The 18411-nt window shown below is 70.0% G+C and carries 15 protein-coding genes and 1 pseudogene; 7 read left to right on the forward strand and 9 right to left on the reverse strand.

Annotated elements, in window-relative coordinates; all coding sequences use genetic code 11:
* A partial coding sequence (locus AOZ13_RS09785) for a hypothetical protein (protein ID WP_234402863.1) occupies window positions 1-284 on the forward strand: 284 nt, incomplete at its 5' end.
* A 210-nt stretch (window positions 285-494) separates the two neighbouring features.
* Here AOZ13_RS09785 and AOZ13_RS09790 read toward each other — a convergent pair.
* From AOZ13_RS09790 to AOZ13_RS09815, 6 genes and pseudogenes are all read right to left on the reverse strand, one after another.
* Window positions 495-1523 (reverse strand): glycoside hydrolase family 3 C-terminal domain-containing protein, encoded by a 1029-nt coding sequence (locus tag AOZ13_RS09790; RefSeq protein WP_021780465.1) that lies wholly within the window; start codon window positions 1521-1523, stop codon window positions 495-497.
* Window positions 1524-1567: 44 nt separating this feature from the next.
* Complete coding sequence (locus tag AOZ13_RS09795; protein WP_021780466.1) at window positions 1568-2836, reverse strand: glycoside hydrolase family 3 protein; 1269 nt, start codon at window positions 2834-2836, stop codon at window positions 1568-1570.
* A gap of 129 nt (window positions 2837-2965) precedes the next feature.
* Complete coding sequence (locus AOZ13_RS09800) at window positions 2966-4942, reverse strand: SpoVR family protein (protein ID WP_020221328.1); 1977 nt, start codon at window positions 4940-4942, stop codon at window positions 2966-2968.
* Window positions 4939-6273, reverse strand: coding sequence for a DUF444 family protein (locus AOZ13_RS09805; RefSeq protein WP_021780467.1), 1335 nt, complete (start codon window positions 6271-6273; stop codon window positions 4939-4941). Before AOZ13_RS09805 ends, AOZ13_RS09800 begins: the two co-directional genes overlap by 4 nt.
* Entirely contained in the window at window positions 6264-8555 is a 2292-nt protein-coding gene (locus tag AOZ13_RS09810; protein ID WP_049934051.1) for a kinase anchor protein, read from the reverse strand. Before AOZ13_RS09810 ends, AOZ13_RS09805 begins: the two co-directional genes overlap by 10 nt.
* A 4-nt stretch (window positions 8556-8559) precedes the next feature.
* Window positions 8560-10631: pseudogene (locus tag AOZ13_RS09815) on the reverse strand (PrkA family serine protein kinase).
* Window positions 10632-10911: 280 nt separating this feature from the next.
* Here AOZ13_RS09815 and AOZ13_RS09820 point away from each other — a divergent pair.
* Window positions 10912-11640 (forward strand): metallophosphoesterase family protein, encoded by a 729-nt coding sequence (locus AOZ13_RS09820; protein WP_049934052.1) that lies wholly within the window; start codon window positions 10912-10914, stop codon window positions 11638-11640.
* Here AOZ13_RS09820 and AOZ13_RS09825 read toward each other — a convergent pair.
* From AOZ13_RS09825 to AOZ13_RS09835, 3 genes are all read right to left on the reverse strand, one after another.
* Window positions 11637-13196 carry an Hvo_1808 family surface protein gene (locus AOZ13_RS09825; protein WP_020222465.1) on the reverse strand — a complete coding sequence of 520 codons (1560 nt, stop codon included), beginning with the start codon at window positions 13194-13196 and terminating at the stop codon, window positions 11637-11639. The genes AOZ13_RS09820 and AOZ13_RS09825 overlap by 4 nt on opposite strands.
* A 46-nt stretch (window positions 13197-13242) precedes the next feature.
* Window positions 13243-13413: a DUF7837 family putative zinc-binding protein gene (locus tag AOZ13_RS14485; RefSeq protein WP_199897039.1), complete on the reverse strand. Its 171-nt coding sequence runs from the start codon at window positions 13411-13413 to the stop codon at window positions 13243-13245.
* Between the two features lie 79 nt (window positions 13414-13492).
* Window positions 13493-14941, reverse strand: a complete 1449-nt coding sequence (locus AOZ13_RS09835) for a sugar porter family MFS transporter (protein WP_021780471.1) — start codon at window positions 14939-14941, stop codon at window positions 13493-13495.
* A 125-nt stretch (window positions 14942-15066) separates the two neighbouring features.
* Between AOZ13_RS09835 and AOZ13_RS09840 the strand changes: the two genes are divergently transcribed.
* The 5 genes from AOZ13_RS09840 to AOZ13_RS09860 form a co-directional block, all read left to right on the forward strand.
* Window positions 15067-15501, forward strand: a complete 435-nt coding sequence (locus AOZ13_RS09840) for a GNAT family N-acetyltransferase (protein WP_049934053.1) — start codon at window positions 15067-15069, stop codon at window positions 15499-15501.
* Between the two features lie 168 nt (window positions 15502-15669).
* The gene (locus AOZ13_RS09845; RefSeq protein ID WP_021780473.1) at window positions 15670-16461 is read left to right on the forward strand and encodes an NAD+ synthase; all 792 of its coding nucleotides are present in this window, start codon (window positions 15670-15672) and stop codon (window positions 16459-16461) included.
* Between the two features lie 49 nt (window positions 16462-16510).
* Window positions 16511-17002: an Lrp/AsnC family transcriptional regulator gene (locus AOZ13_RS09850; RefSeq protein WP_020222681.1), complete on the forward strand. Its 492-nt coding sequence runs from the start codon at window positions 16511-16513 to the stop codon at window positions 17000-17002.
* A complete protein-coding gene (locus AOZ13_RS09855; RefSeq protein WP_020222680.1) occupies window positions 16999-18144 on the forward strand; it encodes a pyridoxal phosphate-dependent aminotransferase in 1146 nt (381 codons plus the stop codon). Before AOZ13_RS09850 ends, AOZ13_RS09855 begins: the two co-directional genes overlap by 4 nt.
* Window positions 18141-18411, forward strand: a 271-nt coding sequence (locus tag AOZ13_RS09860) for a Sir2 family NAD-dependent protein deacetylase (RefSeq protein ID WP_044958352.1), incomplete at its 3' end; no start/stop codon positions are given. The genes AOZ13_RS09855 and AOZ13_RS09860, both read left to right, overlap by 4 nt.

Here is an 18411-nt window from a genome sequence, read left to right on the forward strand (position 1 = left end):
GGTCTCGGCGTCGCGCTCGGGACGCTCGGCGCGCCCCTCGAACGGTGGGTGAGCGATCACGTTCGGCGCCCGCGGCGCGCGTCGCCGTCCCCACCACCCGTGCCCTCGTCGATCTCGTCGCCGGCGGCGCGATCGGCGTCGTCCTCGCCGCGCGATCGGTGCGGATCGGTGATCGCGGCGTCGACGCGCTCGTGCCGTCCGTCGCCGTCTGGAGTGTCGTCGGATGCGTCCTGTGTCTCCTGCTGGCCGCGTTGCGCGCTCGTCGATTCGATTCGGCGCGCTAGCGCGCGGTATCGTCGAAAGAAACGCGCGTTTCGCGCGTCAGTACGCGCGTGCGAGGGGATCCAGACCCGAACCCGAACGGCGTTCGTCGCCCGCGGGCCCTTCTCGGCCGTCTCGATGTCGAACTCGATCCCTTCACAGACGGCAATAGGGCGATCGCGGAGATCTGGAGTTGCGCGACGCCCGGTAGCACGGGTGTCGGGCGGCGTCGCCTATCGGCTCGCGTCCGGGGTCGGGTCGAGTGTCACCGTCTTCTCGATCGTGAGCGTCGTCGTCTGACCGCCGAGTTCGACGGTGAAGTCGCCGGCCTCGACGGCGGGATCGTCGCCCCCGGGCGCGTTTCCGGGGACGACGGCGAGCGCGGCGAGCGGGAACTCGACGGTGACGCGCTTCGAGCGCCCGGGCGCCAGCTCGATCTTCTCGGAGCCGAGGCGCTTGCGTCGCGGGTACTGCACGGACCCGTACGCCTCCGTGTAGAAGGCCTCCGCGAGCGCGGTGCCCGTCCGATCGCCGGTGTTCGTCACCGTCACCGACGCCGTCGCGGTGCCGGTCTTCGCCGCGTTCGCGATCGAGGACGGCGAGACGCTGAGGTTCGAGAACGAGAAGTCGGTGTAGCTCTCACCGGCGCCGAAGTCGAAGAGCGCGTCGGCGTTGTCCTTCGCGGGGTGATACTGATTGTAGTAGTTCGGCACCTGCCCGACGCCGTCCGGCCAGCGGAACGCGAGGCGGCCGCCGGGGTCGGCGTCGCCGTAGAGGACGTCCGCGACGGCGCCGCCCGCGCTCCCCGGGTAGTAGGCCATGACGAAGGCGTCGAGTTTCGCGAGCGTCTCGCTCGTCCCGCGCGGTCGGCCGGCGACGAGGACGCCGACGACCGTCGTGTCGAGGTCGGCGACGGCATCGACGAGTTCGCGCTGCGCGTCGGGGAGGGCGAGTTCGTCCGTGTTGCCGTATCCCTCCGCGTAGGGTCCCTCGCCGAGGACGAGGACGACGCGATCGGCGCGCTCTGCGTCGCGAACGATCGCCTCCCTCGTCTCCGCCGAGAGCGACCACTCGTCGTCGCTCAAGCGGTTGTAGGTGTAGCCGGTCTCGTGGACGGTGACTCGGCCGGCCGTGTGGGACGTCATTCCGTCGGCGATGGTCGTCGCCCACGGTTTCGCGTCGTCCTCGTGGAGACCCTGCCAGCCGACCGTCCAACCGCCGCACTGCGTGCGGACGTTGTCGACGTTCGGTCCGGCGAGCACGATGTGGTCGGTGTCGGCGAGCGGGAGCGCACCCCCCTCGTTCTTCAGCAGCGTGAGCGACTCGTGGACGGCCTCGCGGGCGCGTCCCGTGCGCCGCCGACGACGTCCGGCGCCTTCGTCGGATCGGCGTACGGGTCCGCGAACAGCCCGAGTTTCGCCTTCAGTCGGAGCACGCGTTCGGCGGCCTCGTCGATGCGGGACTTCGGGACGTCGCCGGCCTTGACGAGGTCGAGGAGCGCCGTGTAGAACCCATCGACGTGCTCCATATCGGAGAGCATCGCCATGTCGACGCCGGCGTTGACGCCCTCCTTCACGGCCGTCTTCAGGTCCGGCGCGTAGTCGTGCATCTCGACCATCCGGTAGAAGTCGTTCCAGTCGGAGACGGCCAGTCCCTCGAATCCCATCCGGTCGCGTAGGACGTCAGTGAGGAGCCACGAAGAGGCGTGCGCGGGGATCCCGTTGACGGATCCGCTGTTGATCATCACCGTCAGCGGCTCCGCTTTGATCCCCATGTGGTGCGGGACGAGGTGGTTCTCCACGAGGTCGCGCACGGGGATGCGCGCGGGACTGCGATCGTTCCCGTTCTGTGGCTGGCTGTACGCGGCGAAGTGCTTCACGCTCGCGGCGACGCCGCTGTGCTCGCTCGCGCCGTCCTGCAGGCCGCGGACGGCCGCGGCGCCGAGTTCGCCGGCCAGATGGGGGTCCTCGGACAGCGTCTCGTAGAAGCGGCCCCATCGAGGATCGCGCGCGATGCCGCTCGTCGGGGCGAATCCCCAGTGCGCGCCGACGGCGGCCGCCGAGTCGCCGGTGTGTTTCGCCGCGGTCTCCATCAGGTCGGGATCGCGCGTCGCGCCCATCGCGATGTGGTGGGGGAACGCCGTCGATCCGTCGACGGTGACGTTGCCGTGGACGGTGTCGAGTCCGTAGACGAACGGCACGCCGTTGCCCTCCCCGATCGCGTACTCCTGCAGGCCGTTGATCCCCTTCGCCAGCTCGACGGGATCGCGCGACGGCGGATAGGCCGACCCGGTGAGTAGCGACCCGACGTGATAGTCGGTGAACAGCGACTCGACCTGATCCGCGTCGACCGTCGAGACGTTCGCTTGGATCATCTGTCCGATCTTCTCCTCGACGCTCATGTTCGAGAGGATCGTCTCGACGTCCGCCTCCGGCGGTGCCGGCCGTGATCCGTCCCCGTACGCCTGCATCTCCTCGGCGCTGACGCCCTCGGCCCCGCCCGCGATCGCGGCCGCGCCGAGCGCGCCCGTGGTCTGCAGGAAGCGCCGCCGCGACGGTCCGTCATTTCGTGTCATCGTACGGTATTGATGATTATGGAAACGAGAAAAATATTACTATCGATAGTAGTATTTCTGTGTGGCGTCTGACGCGGCGGTGGCCACCGCCGCGTGTAAGTGCGAGTGCGGGCGCGTCGGTCCCGGCCGCTACGACGGCCAGTCTGCGGGCGTCGTGTCGTAATCGACGGCGTCCGCCCGGAGCGCCGCGGTCTCGTCCGCGCCGAGTTCGGTCTCCTCGAACGACTCGCCGTCGTAGCGGACGACGAGGCCGACCTCCTCGGTCTCAGGCTCGACGCCCTGCCGGCGCGCGCGTTCGAGTTCGCGCTCGGGGACCTCCGTCGTGATCGTCCGGAGCGCCACGGGCCGCCCCCACAGCTCGAAGAGCCGTTCGAGGACGCGCTTCGCCTGCGGGAGATCGATCGCGACGCCGTTGTACTCGTGGCCGAGCAGTAGCTCGCCGCGGTTGCGGTGGTTCGCGTCGAGCGCCACGACCGTCGGCTTCCCGAAGTTCGCGAAGCGCAACAGGAGCTTCTTCTTCACCGCGTCGGCGTCCGTCGACGTCGCGTGGTATCGCTCTGTCGCGCGCGAGAACTCGTAGGCGAAGTAGCCGTTCGCGTCCACGAACTCCTGCGTGAGGAACTCGTCGAGGAACGTCACGTCGTTGTGGTCCTCCCGGACGGTGCGCATCCGCTCCCACCCCGCCTCGAAGTCGACGGCCGCGAGGGCGTCCGCGACCGTCGCGTAGCGCGCGTCGTCGAACAGATAGCGCGCCGTCCGCTCCAGTTCCGCGCGCGAGATCGAGCGGAGGAAGCCCCGGTACCGGGGCTTGACGAGCGAGTAGTGCCGGCGCGCCAGTCCCGCGGTCGTGAGCGCCTTCCACGGGTGACGCGCGACGTCGATCTCGCCCCCTCTCGCCCGATCGAGCGCGTCGTGGTCGACGTACCGGTCGTCCACTCGATCGAGCGCGTCCAGCGTCTCGGGCGATATCGAATCGATCGCGTCCGGGGGCGCGAGCGCGTCCTGCACGGCGTCGAAGTCCACGGCCTCGTGGAAGGTGCGCCACGTCACGCCCTCGACGCGCAGCAGGCGTTCGACGACCTCGCGGCGGTTCGCCGTGTTCTCGACGTACTCCCAGAGCTGCTTGCCGAGCGCGTAGGGATTGAGACCGGACGAGTTCAGCACCCGCGACTGGTGGTCGGCGTAGTCGACGAACTCGTCCGCTCCAGCGAACGCCTCCTCACCCATCATGAGGGACTCGTGAAACGCCGCCCACCCCTCGTTCATGACCTTCGTCTGCTTCTGCGGGGCGAAGTAGTACGCCTCGCGGCGGAGGATCTCGATGACGTCGCGCTGCCAGTCCGCGTATTCGACGGCCTTCCCCGCCTCCTCGTCGTACGCCTTCCCGTGGCGCGCGAGGAACGCGAGCAGGTCGGTCTCGGCCTCGCGCTCGTCCGCCGCCTCGCGGCCCTCGGCCCACCCGTCCTCGAACACCTGCCGTTGCACGTCCTCGGAGAGACCGAGGTCGTCGAGGCGCGCGGCGAGGTCCGCGGGTTCGCCCTCGCACTCCGGCGCGTCGTCCGCGTAGGGGCGGTGCTGGTCGATGACGTCCTCGACGCAGAGCACGCTATCGACGAACGACTCGACGGCCGCGCGGTCGATCTCCGGGTCGTTCATGTGGCCCTCGATCGTCTCGGCGTGGCGTTCGAGCGTCGCGGCCGCGGCGGGTTCGTCGGCGTAGAGACCGAACCACCGGTTGTTCGCGAAGAAGTCGCTGTGGGCCTCGACGTGCGTGATGACGGCCTTCTGGTCGGCGAGCGCGTTCGACTCTTGGAGGAACGCCGCCGCCGGGTCGTCGTTGTTCACGATCTCGAAGGCCTTCCCGCCGAGGTAGCGGCTCTGCTTTCGCTGACGGTCGTACTCCATCCCCCAGCGCCAGTGCGGGTAGCGGGTCTGGAACCCCCCGTAGGCGATCAGCTCGTTCATCTCGTCGTGATCGACGATCCAGTAGTGCACGTCGTAGGGGTCGAGACCGAGCTTCTCGGCGAGCGCGCGAGCGTCCCGCGCGACGCCATCGAGCCGGTCCGCGACTCGCTGTTTGTCCAGTCTGTCGGTGTCGGTCGTCATTCGTCCGCCTCCGTCTCGGACGCGAGGATCGTCTCGATGGCGTCGAGCACGTCGCCCTCGTCGTGGACCCGCGCCACCGCGACGTCGTCGCCGCCGCCGAAGGCGTCCTCGACGACGGCGCCGTGGTTGCTCCGCCGCGCGGTGCCGGGCTGGACCTCCACGTACGCGTGGAGGTTCGCGTCGATCTCCGCCATCAGCGGGACGACCCGTTCCTCGCTGTCGTTGTGGCTGTTCTCGCCGTCGCCCGCCGCGAAGACGTAGCGGTTCCACTCGCGCCACGGGTACTCCTCTAAGAGTTCGGCGGCGAACTCGTACCCCGCCGAGATGCGCGTGCCGCCGCCCGATCGGAGACCGAAGAACTCCGCGCGCTCGACCTCCCACGCCTCCGCGTCGTGCGCGACGTAGCAGAAGACGGCCTCGTCGTACTTCCCGGAGAGGTACCAGTCGAGCGGCGCGAGCGTCCGCTCGACGAGGTCGCGCTTCTCCTCGCGCATCGACCCGGAGACGTCCCGGATGTTCACGACGACGACGCTCTTTCGCTTCTCCTCTCTGATCTCCGGGTGCCGGTAGCGCTCGTCGTCGCGCCGCAGCGCCACGTCCTCGACGCCGTCGCGCCGAACGCGCGTCGCCGTCGACTCCATCTCGCAGGCGGCCTCCATCGCGTCGATGGTGTCCCAGCGGTCGGGTTCGTCGAGGTCGCTCGCGCGGCGTTCGAGCCACGCCCGCGAGACAGGGATCGACTGCCCGCGCGCCCACCGGAAGACGTCGTCGACGTCCCAATCGGCGACGCGCAGCGCCTCGGTGACGTACGCCTCGTCGAAGTCCGTGGCGAGCGTGCGCTTCAGCCCCTGCTTGAAGAGCCGCTCGAAGTCGAGCGTCCCCTTCGGGCCGGTGCGCGCCACGTCGTTGTAGTCGCCCGTCGTGCGCTCGCGCACCGCCTTCCCCTTCGGTTCGAGGTCGAGACCGAGCCGGTCGTCGAGCGCCTCCGCGAACTCCGCGGGATTCATCTCGTACGTCTCGTGACCCGCGTGCCCGTCGCCCGCCTCGTCGCCCTTACCGTCCTCGTCGCCGTCGCCGTCACCGTCGCCCGCCGCCGGCTCCGGCTCGCCGACCGGCTGGCCGGGCCGCGGCGGTCCGTCCTCCGCCCGTCCGACGCCGCCCCGCGCGCGCTCGTCGTACGCGAACTCCGGGAGGTCGACGAGCTTCACGGGCACGCTGATGGCGTCCTCGGCGGAGGGACGCAGGTCGCCGTACTGGACGAACGCCGCGAGGTCCTCCCGGGCGCGCTCGCCCACCTCGCGGTAGCGTTCGAGGTCCTCCCTCAGTCCCATCGGTGGCGAACCCCCTCGACGACCGTCGTCGTCGCCAGCTCGGCCGACACGCGGGTGTAGCCGCGTTCCGACGCGAGGTAGTCGATCGCCTTCGCCTTCAGTTCGGCCGTCCGCGTCTCCGCCGGCGGGTCGGTCCACAGGTGCGGTTCGAACTCGGGATAGCGACGGCGCACGTCGTCCCAGTCGGTCGCATCGAGCACCGCGGTGACCGCCGGGATCTCCGCGAGATCGACGTCGCCCGCGCGGAACGCCTCGTCGCGGTGCTCCCACGCGTGGCGGTTCAGCGCCGTCACGACCTTCGACTCGCGGAACTCGCGGACGGACTCGGTCGGCTCGGTGCCGTCGTAGTGGCCCTCGTCGAAGCGCCCGAGGTGCTCCGTCTCGAACACCTTCAGGGCGAGCGGGTCCGGCGGCTCCTCCCCGCGCGGCGTCTCGACGGTGCCGTCGGTCGCCCACGCGTAGACGCCCTCGACGTACTCGGCGACGGTCGCCTCGTCCACCGCGACGTCGTGCGTGAGCGCGGCGAGCACGTCGTCCTCCTGCGCGGCGAACGCGTAGTCCTTCGCGGCGACGACGCGCTCCTCGTACTCCGCGGCCTCGCCGGTCGAGAAGACGGGGGCGGCCGAGAGACCGGACGCCATCGCGTCGAGCACGTCGTCCGGCGTCACCACGGCCGCCGCGTCGGCGTCGGCGTCGGCGTCGGTCTCGGCGTCACCGCGGCCGCGCGCCGGCGGCGCCGCGAGCAGTTCGGCGAGGACGTCGCGCGTGTACGTCACCGGAACGCCCGCCTCCCCGTCCCCGTCCCCGCCGCCGTCGAGATCGAAGTCCTCGCGCGTCCGCTTCTCGCCGCCCTCGCGGAGGTAGCCCCGGTCGTAGAGGACGGCGGTGTCAACGAGGTCGAGGTCCGCGGGGAGCGCGTCGGCGTCGAGGCGCGTGACGACGCTGTACACCGCCGCGGCCTCCAGCGCGTGCGGCGCGAGTTCGACGGTCTCGGTGCCGTCGTCGTCGCGCACCGACACGCGCGCCCCGGCCGCGACGCGCTCCTCGACAGTCGCCCGGTCGGCGTCGCCCCAGACGCCGGTCTCGTCGAGGAGTTCGCGGCGCAGGAGCTGGGTCTCGAGACCGTAGTTCGTGAGGTAGCGGAACTCGTGGCGATCGAGGCGGCGCTTGAGCGCCTTCAGCGGGTCGGCCTGCGTCGCCTCCGCGTGCTGGTCGAGCTGCGCTTCGAGATCGGGGTTCGAGATGACGAGCAACTGGGTGTCGACGTCCATCCCGATCGCCGTGTCGAGCTTCACGCGGCGCTCGTCGGGCACGTTCAGGAGCTTCCTGAGGAGGTCGGCGTGCTGGCTCGCGTCCTCGACGACCGTGAGACCGCCGTTGCCCTGACTCAGCACGCCGTCGTAGCTGAACGCCTGCGGGTTCTTCCGGCCCCGGCTGTCCAGTCGCGACAGCATCTCCGGCATCCACGAGCCGACGAGACGTTCTTTGGGGCTGCCGGCGTCCTCCGCGTGCAGCACGCCGATCCCCCGCCCGACGTCGACGACGTAGTTCGTCACCCGGCAGTGGTCGGGATCCGTGACGGCGCTGAACAGCCCGTCGCCCGCGCGCCCGCGATAGCGCTCGGCGAGGCGGTCGTACGCCTCGCGGCTGAACGGGTCGAGCGCCGTCTCGACGCGCGGGGCCACCCCGTCGGCGTTCGACGCCGCGTCCGCGAGCACGCGCTCGCGCACCGCCGGCGGGAACGCGGAGAGGGGGTTCGCCTGCACCGGCGACTCGTACCAGTCCGTCTCGCGCTCCGGTCTCGCCTCGCCGTAGGTGAGCGCGTCGCCCCCGCCGGTCGCCGTGACGTTCCACTCGATCGTGTACCGGCGCCCCGCCTCGGTCCGCGAGAAGGCGCGCAGGCCGTCGATCAGACAGCGCTTGAACTCGGACTTCCCGGTCGCGGTCGGCCCGCTGAACCAACAGATCTTCTCGGTCTTCGCGCGTCCCGCAGCGATCGCGCGCAGGTCGGCCACGAACGCGTTCAGGACGTCCGTGTTCCCGAGGACGGCGTGCGCGCCGTCGTTCGCCGGATCGTCGAAGAACCGGTAGCGCACCCGCTCCTCGCCCTCCTCCACGACGGTCCGCGTCCCGTAGGAGTCGACGGCCGCGAGCAGGTACTTCGAGGCGTGTGCGGCCGCGAGCGGGTGATCGACGACGCGCTCCGCGTACTCGGCGAGCGTCATCGGGTCGTCGAGCGCGGCGTCGAGTTCGCTGTCGGCGGCCGCGAGGTAGTCGCTCATCCCCTCACTCGCCCTCCAGCTCGGACTTCGCGACCTCCGCGCCGGCGAACTCGAGCACTTCGAGGGCGCCCTCGCGGGAGTAGCCCCGCTCGCGCAGGGCGTCCACCCACGCGGAGCGTTCCTCGCCGAGGTCGTTCGCGGAGACGAGCGCGGAGAAATTGATGTTGTGTTTCTTGTCGGCCCAGAGCTTGCGCTCCAAGGCGCGGCGCAGGCGGTCGTTGTCCTGCGGATCGAAGGCCTCGCCCTCGCGGGCGCGCCGCGAGACCCAGTTCGAGACCTCTTGGCGGAAGTCGTCCTTCCGGTCCGCGGGGATGTCGAGTTGCTCCTCGACAGCGCGCAGGAACGACTCGTCGGGTTCGGCCGGCGGCCCGTGATCGTGTCCTCGACGGTGTCGTCGTCGATGTACGCCATCACGTGATCCATGTACTTCTCGCCCTGCTGGCGGATCTCGTCGACGTCGTACGCGAGCGCGTGCCGGACGTCGTCGATCGCCCGGTCGGTGTACTCCTCGCGGACGAGTTCGAGGTAGCGCTGGTAGCGCTCGACGTCGTCCTCCGCGATCGAGCCGTGTCCGGGGAGATGGTCCTCGAAGTGCGTGAAGACGAGCAGGGGCGAGAGGTACGAGCGCCCGCGGTGTGTGGACTCCATGATGGCCTCGGCGATCTCGTCGCCGACGAAGCGCGCTGAGATGCCGTCCGTCCCCTCGCCGAGGTCGGTCGCGTCGTCGCCCTCCTCGCGGAGCTTCTTCGCGTCGACGTCCTCCAAGTCGTCGGTCTCGCCGTTGTACACCATCGCCTTCCCGACGAGATCGACGCTCCCGCCGTCCGGCTCGGCGATGCGGGTGAGGACGCCGAAGAGACCCGCCATCTCGAGGGTGTGGGGTTCGACGTGGACGTCCGGGACGTCCGCGTTCCGGAGGAGCTTCCCGTAGATCTCAGCCTCCGCCTCGTACTCGAGGACGTACGGGAAATCGACGCGCTTCGTGCGGTCGTTGAACGCCTCCATCTTCTCGTCGCCGCGCTTCTCGCGGTACTCGGGCATGTTCGTCCGCCCGACGATCACCTGATCGATGTCGATCCGGGGGTTGTTCTTCGGCTTGATCGTCTGCTCTTGGGTCGCGTGCAGGAAGTCGTAGAGGAACTCGCGCTGGAGCTTCAGGAGCTCCTCGCCGCTGAAGATGCCCCGATTCGCGTTGCAGAAGGCCCCGGAGTAGTCGAAGGCCCGCGGGTCGCTCTCGCCGTAGACGGCGAGCTTCGAGTAGTCGACGTCGCCCGTGAGTTCCGTCTCGTCCTGATTCTTCTTGTCCTTCGGCTCGAAGGTCTCGACGCAGCGACGCCGGTTCTCGTCCGCGACGAGGCGGATGATCTCGACGTGCTCGCGCAGGACCGCCGCGAGGTCGTCGTCGGACGCCGCGAGGAGTTCGTCCATGTAGAACTCGCTCTCGGGGTCGAGCGACTGCTCGTTGCGGATCGTGTACGGCTCGTCGAGGGCGTCGTTCACCCCGTCGAGCACCGCCCGTCGCTGATCCTCGGGGAGCAACACGAGCGGGTCCTGATTCATCGGCGAACGGACGACGTCGTCCGCGGGGTCCTGATCGGGGATGACGTCGCAGAGACCGGTCCAGCGGAAGGTGTACATCCGCCCGGCGTCGCTGCGGGTGTAGTCCTCGAAGTAGCGTCGCACCCGCTTGTCGAAGTCGGACTTCCCGGAGCCGACCGGGCCCAGCAGGAGGAGGATGCGCTTCTCGGGTCCGAGCCCGCGCGAGCCGGATTTGACCTTGTTGACGAACTCGTGGATGGCCTCGTGGATCTCGCGACCGTAGAAGGCGTTCGCACCGTCACCGAGTGGGTCGTCAGTGGCGAGCGCGTACGCGACGAGTCCGCGCGACTCGTCGTAGCGGGTGCCGTAGTGGTCGAACATGTCGGCGAGCCGCTGGTGGGCGTTGCGGGCGACCTTCGGGTTCTCACGGACGAGATCGAGATACCAGCCGTAGTCGTGGGTCTCGCGGAGGTCGTCCGGTATCGATTCCCGGTAGCGTTCGGAGAGCGCGTCGAGGGTCGTGGTGTCGCCGGTCATGGTGGCCGTACCGGTGATCGTCCGACGCGCTCGCCCCACCCGCCGGTTCGGGGGCCGGGCGGCGAGGACGTTCGAGCACCGGTACCGGTATGGTATAACGTACCACAACAGTTAAGCGTTCCGCGTGTTTCGACCCGCCGATGCGCTCCGGTCAGTCGGTTCGGTCGTGACGGACGCGGGCGGCACCACGGAGCCGGTAACGGCGGAATATTGGGGGATCCGGAGACGGACCTACCAGTTCGTATCTGGTCCTACGGGCGTGGCGTCCGTGCCCGCGAATATGCGCCCGCACGACCCGTCGGAGGGCGACGTCGCGTCCGCGCTCCGCGCCGCGTCCGACATGCCCGTCCCGCCGTTCGCGCACCTCGACCGCCCCGCCGGTCCGAAAGCGCGGGTGCTCGTCCTCGCGGACGTCCACGCCGACCCGGACGGCGAACCCGGGAGCTGGAAGTGCTACGAGCACGGACTCGCCCGCCTCCGGCGCGGACTCGCCGAAGCGCGCCGGCTCGACGTCGACGCCGTCCTCGTCGCCGGCGACCTCACGCGCGACGCGGGCGCCGCCGCCTTCGACCGCGTCTCGAACGCGTTCGCGACCTTCGACGGTCCCGTCCTCTGTGTTCCCGGCAACCACGACGTCCCGAAGGCGTACCGCGACGCGGCCTCCGTCCACGCGTTCCGCGAGTCCCACACGCCCGGCATCCTCCCGTACGCCCGGCGAGTCGGCGTTCCCGAAACGACCGCCGATTCGGGAGCGGACCGGAAGGCGACTGGCGCCCCGCCCCACGTCGTCGGTCTCGACACCGCGAGCGCCGTCACCGACTCCGCCGGCGGCCGCGTCACCGACGCCGACGGACTCGATGCGGCCTACGACGCCGCCTGCGACGGGTCCCCGCGATCGCGCGCCGTCGCGGCGAACTTCGCGGACGGATATCTCGACGCCTTTCCGCTGATCGACGAACGCGTCGGCTCCACGGGGACGTCCGCCCGCCCCGCGGCCGACGACCGTTAGCGCCGCCGATGGAGGAGCGCCGCCACGCAGAGCGAGAGCAGGCCGACGAGCGCGCCGAGACCGGGCGACGACCCGCCCGACGTCGTCGCGCTCGCGTCGTCCGCGAGCGCCGGTCGGATGTCGTTCACGGCCGTGGTGTTCGGCCCGCTCACGACCGTCACCGTGTCGTTCGAGCGGACGACGCGGTAGGCACCCTGATAGCCGTCCCGCTTCGACACCACCCAGACGCCGTCGCGTCGGGACGCCCCGTGCGCCTTGAGCGCCCCGACGTACGCGTCCGCGAAGGCGTTCGCGTCGTCGCTCGTGTTCCACGCCGACTTCCAGACGAAGCCCCCGGCGTCCCCGCGGTGGTACGGGAGGACGGTATCGCCCGTCCACCCGGACGAGGCCGTCGCGTCGTAGCGGATCGTCCGATAGCCGTCGGTGGCACGGATGTCCGTCGGAACGACGTTCGCACCGTAGTGGTAGCTCTGCCACCAGAACCCCGTGAAGATCGAAGCCTCGCCGAGCGTGTCGGTACCCGTGCCGTTCGCGCCGACGCCCGAGAACGGCCGCCACCCGTTCGTCGCCGCGTCGCGATCGACGTCGACCGCCGTCCGCGCGGGCGCATCGCCGTGGATGATCTCGGTCGTCGTGTTCGGCGGGTGGCGCCACGCGGCGTCGACCGCGTCCCACCCGCCGCGCGAGAGCAGGTCGTGGACGTACCCCGGCCCGCTCGCGTACGGGAAGTAGAGCGTGTACTGGAGGCTGTACGGCGGTGAGGCACTCGACGATGTCGAGGAACCCGAGGTACTCGACGACCCCGACGAACTCGACGACGGCGTGGCGACGCACTGCCACGTTCCGTTCGCACAGCGCTCCGCGTATCGGTTCTGGATGTACCGCGCTTCGCCCTCGACGAGACCGTCCGCGGCGAGCTGGGCGTCCTGCGTCTCGCCGGCGTACTTCGGCTTCGTCAGGTCGTAGTGCTGGTCTTGGAGGGCGTGGGTCAGCTCGTGCGCGAGCGTCGCGTTCTCGATGTACGCGTGCTTCCCGGAGGGAACGATGATCTCGATCGCGTCGTCCGTCGGCGAGTAGAATCCCTGCACGCTGTCGGAGTAGTACGACGTCATCGCGCTGGAGAGGTTCGTGTCCGACCCGACGATGAGCGCGGCCTCCCACACCTGCTGATTCCACCGCGCGTACGTCGCGTTCACCGACCCGCTCGACTGGTTCGCGCGATACGCGGCGCGCGACGTGACGTGAACGGGGACGGCGTGCTCGAAGTTGTGATCGCGGAGGCGCTCGACGCGCGCCATCGTCCGCCGGACGTACGCGTGGATCTCGCTGCCGTTCAGCCCGTCCGACTGATCGACGTTGATCGGCGTGTCGTACCAGTAGCCGTCGAAGTAGCCGATGGTCGCGTTCGTCGCGGGCGCGTCGTGCGCGCCGGTCGCGTTCGTCGCGACCGACTGATCCGCCGCCGACGACGCGGTCGATGCGGTCGTCGCCGAGGCCGCCCCGCTCGACGCGAGGAGGAGGGCGACGACGAGGAGCGTCCGGAGTCGTGTGCGCATTCGATCGGTCGTTGGGACGGCATCCCACAAACCTTTGCGGGTTCCGTCACTCGGGCTTCACGACGCTCTCGCACCCGGGACAGGCGGCGTACGCCGCGCTCCCGTCGTCGTCCTCGTACTCGATGAGCATCGCGTTTCGGGGAACTTCAGTCCCGCACTCCGGGCACCGCCCCAGCGTCCCGTCGGCACCGTCGGCGTCGGTCGGTCGGTCGGTCATTCGCTCGTGTGAGTCCATTCACCGGACGAAGATAACTGTTCGCCGCGGGGGGACGCGCGCCGACGCACGCCGACACGCGTCAGTCCGCGCCGTAGTCGGACTCGCCGTCGAACTCGCCCGACTGCTGCGTGAGGTAGCGTTCGCGGAGGTCGGCCTCGATTTCCTCGAGCGTGCGCCCCTTCGTCTCGGGGACGAGACGGTTGCTGAACAGGAGCGCGACGAGCGTGAGGACGCCGAGCGCCCAGAACGTGTAGTCGGTGCCGATGGCGTCCACGATCGAGAGGAAGGAGAGACCCATGACGAGGTTCGCCGCCCAGTTGCACAGCGAGGCGGCGCCCATCGCGGACCCCCGGACGCTCGTCGGATAGATCTCGGAGATGAGCAGCCAGAAGACCGGCCCGAGACCGATGGCGAACGACCCGACGAACAGCATCAGGCAGACCGTCGCGGCCCACCCGAGCGCGCCGCCGAGTCCGACGTAGAAGACGCCGCCGAGGATCGCGAGCATCACGACCATCCCGCCGAGTCCCGTGAGGAGGAGTTTGCGCCGGCCGACGCGGTCGACGAGCGCGATGGCGACGACGGTCATCGCGACGTTGATGAGACCGATGCCGACCGTCGCGATGATGGAGGAGGACGCGCTGAGACCCGTCTGATTCAGGATCGTCGGCGCGTAGTAGATGACGGTGTTGATGCCCGTGACCTGCTGGAAGATCGCGAGTCCGATACCGACGACGAGCGCGGGGCGGACCCACGGCTTGAGGAGTTCGGCGAGACCCGCCTCCTCTTGGGCCTGCGCCTCGCGGATCTCCGCGATCTCGGTCTCGACTTGCTCGTCGGAGTGCGAGCGCCGGAGGATCTGCCGGGCGCGCTCGGCCCGGCCGTTCTCGAAGAGCCAGCGCGGACTCTCCGGCATGTACGCCATTCCGAGCGCGAGGACGGCGGCGGGCACCATCCCGGCGCCGAGCATGTAGCGCCACGCGCCCGCGCCGCTGAAGGCGTAGTTGACGAAGTACGCGCAGAGGATGCCGATGGTGACGGCGAGTTGGTTGAACGAGACGAGCGACCCGCGGATCGCCGGCGGGGCGATCTCGGAGATGTAGAGCGGGCCGACGACGCTCGCGACGCCGATGGCGAGACCGACGACCACGCGGCCCCCGATGAGCCAGTAGACGTCGGAGGCGGCCGCCATGACGAGCGACCCACCGAAGAAGACGGCGGCACCGGCGAGGATGAGCCGCCGCCGCCCGAAGGCGTCGGCGAGTCGGCCGCCGACCGCGGCGCCGACGATGGCGCCGGCGAGCGTGCCCGAGACGATGAACTCCTTGACGACCCCGGCGCCGAGACCGAGGCTCTGGAACGCGGGCGACACGAGGAAGTCGCTGTGCACGTAGAGGAGCGCACCCGAGATGACGCCGGTGTCGAACCCGAACAACAGGCCGTTGAGAGCCGCGAGCGCGGCGGTGACGTAGATGAACCGTCGCGATCCACCGCCGTCAGCGGACGATTCCGAGAGGGTAGGAACCATGTGGATACACCCCGCGGTATCAGGGTTCCACACGAAAACCCATCGCTTTCCGATTAATATTAACTCTAAAGATAGTAAAGGATATCATGGATATCGTCTTCCGTCGCGACCGGCTACGGGGACGTATGCAGGGAGTGCACAGAGTCGAGACGGCCGCGGCGTTCCGCGAGGCGCTCGCCGTCAGGTTCGCGGTCTTCGTGGACGAGCAGGGCGTCCCGGCGTCGATCGAGGTGGACGATCACGAGTCGGCGGCGACGCACTTCCTCGCCCGCACCGACGGGCGGGCCGTCGGGACCGCCCGCTATCGGACGGCCGACTCGGGCGCCGCGAAGATCGAGCGGGTCGCCGTCCGCGCCGACGCGCGCGGCGAGAGATGGGGCGCGCGACTGATGGACGCCGTCGAGACGGACGCCCGCGAGACCGGTCACGAGCGGGCGGTCCTCCACGCGCAGACGCGGGCCGCGGACTTCTACGCGCGCCGCGGCTACGAGCGCGTCGGCGACGTCTTCGAGGAAGCCGGTATTCCGCACGTCGAGATGGAACGCTCGCTCGACGAGTGAGGAGTCACAGCAACGGTCGTCGGCGGGCCGGTCGTTTCGAATCGCCCGCCGGATCCCACGCTCCCCGTCGTGGCCGATCGACTCTCGAATACGACGCTGGCGGGCGCGACGCGGAGCGGTCCGTCTGAGGCCGCCACGCCTACGTGCCCCCGCGACGACGCCCCGAACATGACCGAGACGAACGCGGGCCGCGGCCGCGTCGATCCCGCCGTCGCCGCCGACGCCGCGCGGGACTTCCTCCGCGACTACCTCGCCGACGCGGGCGCGAACGGCTACGTCGTCGGCGTCAGCGGCGGTCTCGACTCCGCGGTCGGCATCCGCCTCGCGGTCGAGGCCGTCGGCGCCGAACAGGTCCGCGCGCTCGTCCTCCCGGGCGCGCCGAGCGATCCCGCGAACATGGCCGACGCGCGCGACCTCTGCGAGTCGCTCGGCGTCGCGTGGGTCGAGGAGACGATCGAATCGCAGGTCGAGACCGTCCGCGAGGGGGCGCTCGACCTCGACGAGCAGGACACGGGAAACGTCCGCGCTCGCGCCCGGATGGTCCGCCTCTACGCGAGCGCGAACGAGCGCGGGATGCTCGTCCTCGGGCCGGACAACCGCTCCGAACACCTGTTGGGCTACTTCACGAAGGGCGGCGACGGCGTCGTCGACGTCGCGCCCCTGCGCGGACTGTACAAGACGGAGGTCGTCGCGCTCGCCCGCCACCTCGACCTCGACGAGCGCTTCGTCGAGAAGGAGCCGACCGCGGGTCTCTGGGAAGGACAGACCGACAGGGCGGAACTGGGCGCGCCGTACGGCGAGATCGACCCCGTACTGCGCTGTCTCGTGGACGACGGTCTCGACGTCGAGGCGACCGCCGCGCGCGTCGAAGCAGGGAGAGAGACGGTCGCACGACTCGCCGAACTGCACGCCGAGAGCGCGCACAAGCGCCGACCGGCGCCGACGCCGGGGCTGCGGTGAGCGGGAAAGAGGGACAGCACTAAGAGCGGACGTCTCCCACCATGGAGACATGGACGACGAGCGCAGACGCGTCCTCGACCTCCTGTGCGAGGACGCTCGGTACACCGCGGAGGACGTCGCCCGACAGCTCGACCTCACCACCGACGAGGTCGCGGCACACGTCGAGGCCTTGGAGAACGCGGGCGCCGTGCGCGGCTACACCGCCGTCGTGGACTGGGCGGCGCTCGACGACGGCATCGTCGAGGCGAAGGTCGAGCTGAACGTCGAGCTCGACCGCGAGACGGGGTACGAGGACATCTCCCGTCGCATCGCCAAGTTCCCCGAGGTGACGGCGTTCCAGCTCGTCAGCGGCGACTACGACTTCGCGCTCGAAGTGCGCGCGGAGACGATGAACGACGTCTCGCAGTTCGTCTCCGAGGAGATCGCGCCGATCCCGGAGGTGACGCAGACGGTGACGCACTACGTCATGGAGACGTACAAGGCGGACGGGATCGAGTTCGACGACGGCGAGACGGACGATCGGCTCTCGTACTCCCCATGACCGATCTCTCCGAGCGCGCCGAGCAGACGCCGCCCTCGGGCATCCGGCGGTTCTTCGAGATCGCCGAGGAGATGGACGACGTCGTCTCGCTCGGCGTCGGTGAACCCGACTTCAGCGCGCCGTGGCCCGCCCGGAAGGCCGCCATCGAGGCCCTCGAACGGGGGCAGACCTCCTACACGTCGAATCGGGGGCGGCGCGACCTCCGCGAGGCCGTCGCCGCGCACGTCACGCGCTACGGCCACGACTACGATCCCGAGTCGGAGATCCTCGTGACGACGGGCGTCAGCGAGGCGATGGATCTCGCGATGCGCGCGCTCGTCGATCCCGGCGACGTCGTCGCGGTCGCCGAGCCCGCGTACATCTCCTACGGGCCGGACGCGACCTTCTCCGGCGGCGACGTGCTCCCCGTGCCGACGCGCGCCGAGGAGGAGTTCCGACTCACCTACGACGCGCTCGAACGCGCGGGCGCCGATCGCGCGGACGTCCTCGTCTTCTGCTATCCGAACAACCCGACGGGAGCGGTGATGGACGCGACGCACCTCGCCGAGGTCGCGGAGTTCGCGCGCGAGCACGACCTGTTCGTCCTCGCCGACGAGGTGTACGCGGCGCTCACCTACCACGGCGAGCACGACAGCATCGCCACGCTCCCCGGGATGCGCGAGCGCACCCTCGTCTTCAACGGCTTCTCGAAGGCCTACGCGATGACCGGTCTCCGACTCGGCTACGCGATGGGACCACCCGAGGTCGTCGACGCGATGAACCGCATCCACCAGTACACGATGCTCTCCGCGCCGACGACCGCACAGGCCGCGGCACTCGAGGCCTTAGAGAGCTGCGACGATGCGGTCGTCGACATGCGCGAACAGTACGACCGCCGTCGTCGATTCGTCCTCTCGCGCTTCCGCGAGATGGGCTTGGAGTGCTTCGAGGCGAAGGGGGCCTTCTACGTCTTCCCCGCGGTGCCGGGCGACGACGAGGCGTTCGCGGAGGCCCTCCTGCGCGAGGCGGAGGTCGCCGTCGTCCCCGGCTCCGTTTTCGGGGAGGGTGGCGCGGGCCACGTCCGCGTCTCCTACGCGCGCTCGCTCCCCGAACTCCGGGAGGCGACGAATCGCATCGAGGACTTCCTCGCCGACTACCGATGAGTGGTCCAGAGACGCGCGACGCCCTCGATGCGATGGCCGACGCCCTCGCCGCCGCGGACACCGCGGTGGCGTTCACGGGCGCCGGCGTCAGCACCGCGTCCGGGGTGCCGTCGTTCCGCGGAGAGAACGGCGTCTGGAACGGCGCGTACGACCCCGGCGACTTCCGCATCGAGCGCTTCGAGCGGGACCCCGCGGGCTTCTGGCGCGACCGCCTCGATCTGCACGAGATGATGTACGGGGGTAGCGTCGCGCCGAGCGAAGCGAGGG

Origin of the sequence: Halarchaeum acidiphilum MH1-52-1, assembly GCF_000474235.1 — an archaeon.
Taxonomy (GTDB): Archaea; Halobacteriota; Halobacteria; order Halobacteriales; family Halobacteriaceae; genus Halarchaeum; species Halarchaeum acidiphilum.

Coding starts and splice junctions, on each gene's coding strand:
- AOZ13_RS09850 (WP_020222681.1), top strand. CDS start 16,511: ATGGACGACGAGCGCAGACGCGTCCTCGACCTCCTGTGCGAGGACGCT.
- AOZ13_RS09800 (WP_020221328.1), bottom strand. CDS start 4,942: ATGACGACCGACACCGACAGACTGGACAAACAGCGAGTCGCGGACCGG.
- AOZ13_RS09820 (WP_049934052.1), top strand. CDS start 10,912: ATGCGCCCGCACGACCCGTCGGAGGGCGACGTCGCGTCCGCGCTCCGC.
- AOZ13_RS09795 (WP_021780466.1), bottom strand. CDS start 2,836: ATGACACGAAATGACGGACCGTCGCGGCGGCGCTTCCTGCAGACCACG.
- AOZ13_RS09825 (WP_020222465.1), bottom strand. CDS start 13,196: ATGCGCACACGACTCCGGACGCTCCTCGTCGTCGCCCTCCTCCTCGCG.
- AOZ13_RS09835 (WP_021780471.1), bottom strand. CDS start 14,941: ATGGTTCCTACCCTCTCGGAATCGTCCGCTGACGGCGGTGGATCGCGA.
- AOZ13_RS09855 (WP_020222680.1), top strand. CDS start 16,999: ATGACCGATCTCTCCGAGCGCGCCGAGCAGACGCCGCCCTCGGGCATC.
- AOZ13_RS09805 (WP_021780467.1), bottom strand. CDS start 6,273: ATGGGACTGAGGGAGGACCTCGAACGCTACCGCGAGGTGGGCGAGCGC.
- AOZ13_RS14485 (WP_199897039.1), bottom strand. CDS start 13,413: ATGACCGACCGACCGACCGACGCCGACGGTGCCGACGGGACGCTGGGG.
- AOZ13_RS09810 (WP_049934051.1), bottom strand. CDS start 8,555: ATGAGCGACTACCTCGCGGCCGCCGACAGCGAACTCGACGCCGCGCTC.
- AOZ13_RS09840 (WP_049934053.1), top strand. CDS start 15,067: ATGCAGGGAGTGCACAGAGTCGAGACGGCCGCGGCGTTCCGCGAGGCG.
- AOZ13_RS09845 (WP_021780473.1), top strand. CDS start 15,670: ATGACCGAGACGAACGCGGGCCGCGGCCGCGTCGATCCCGCCGTCGCC.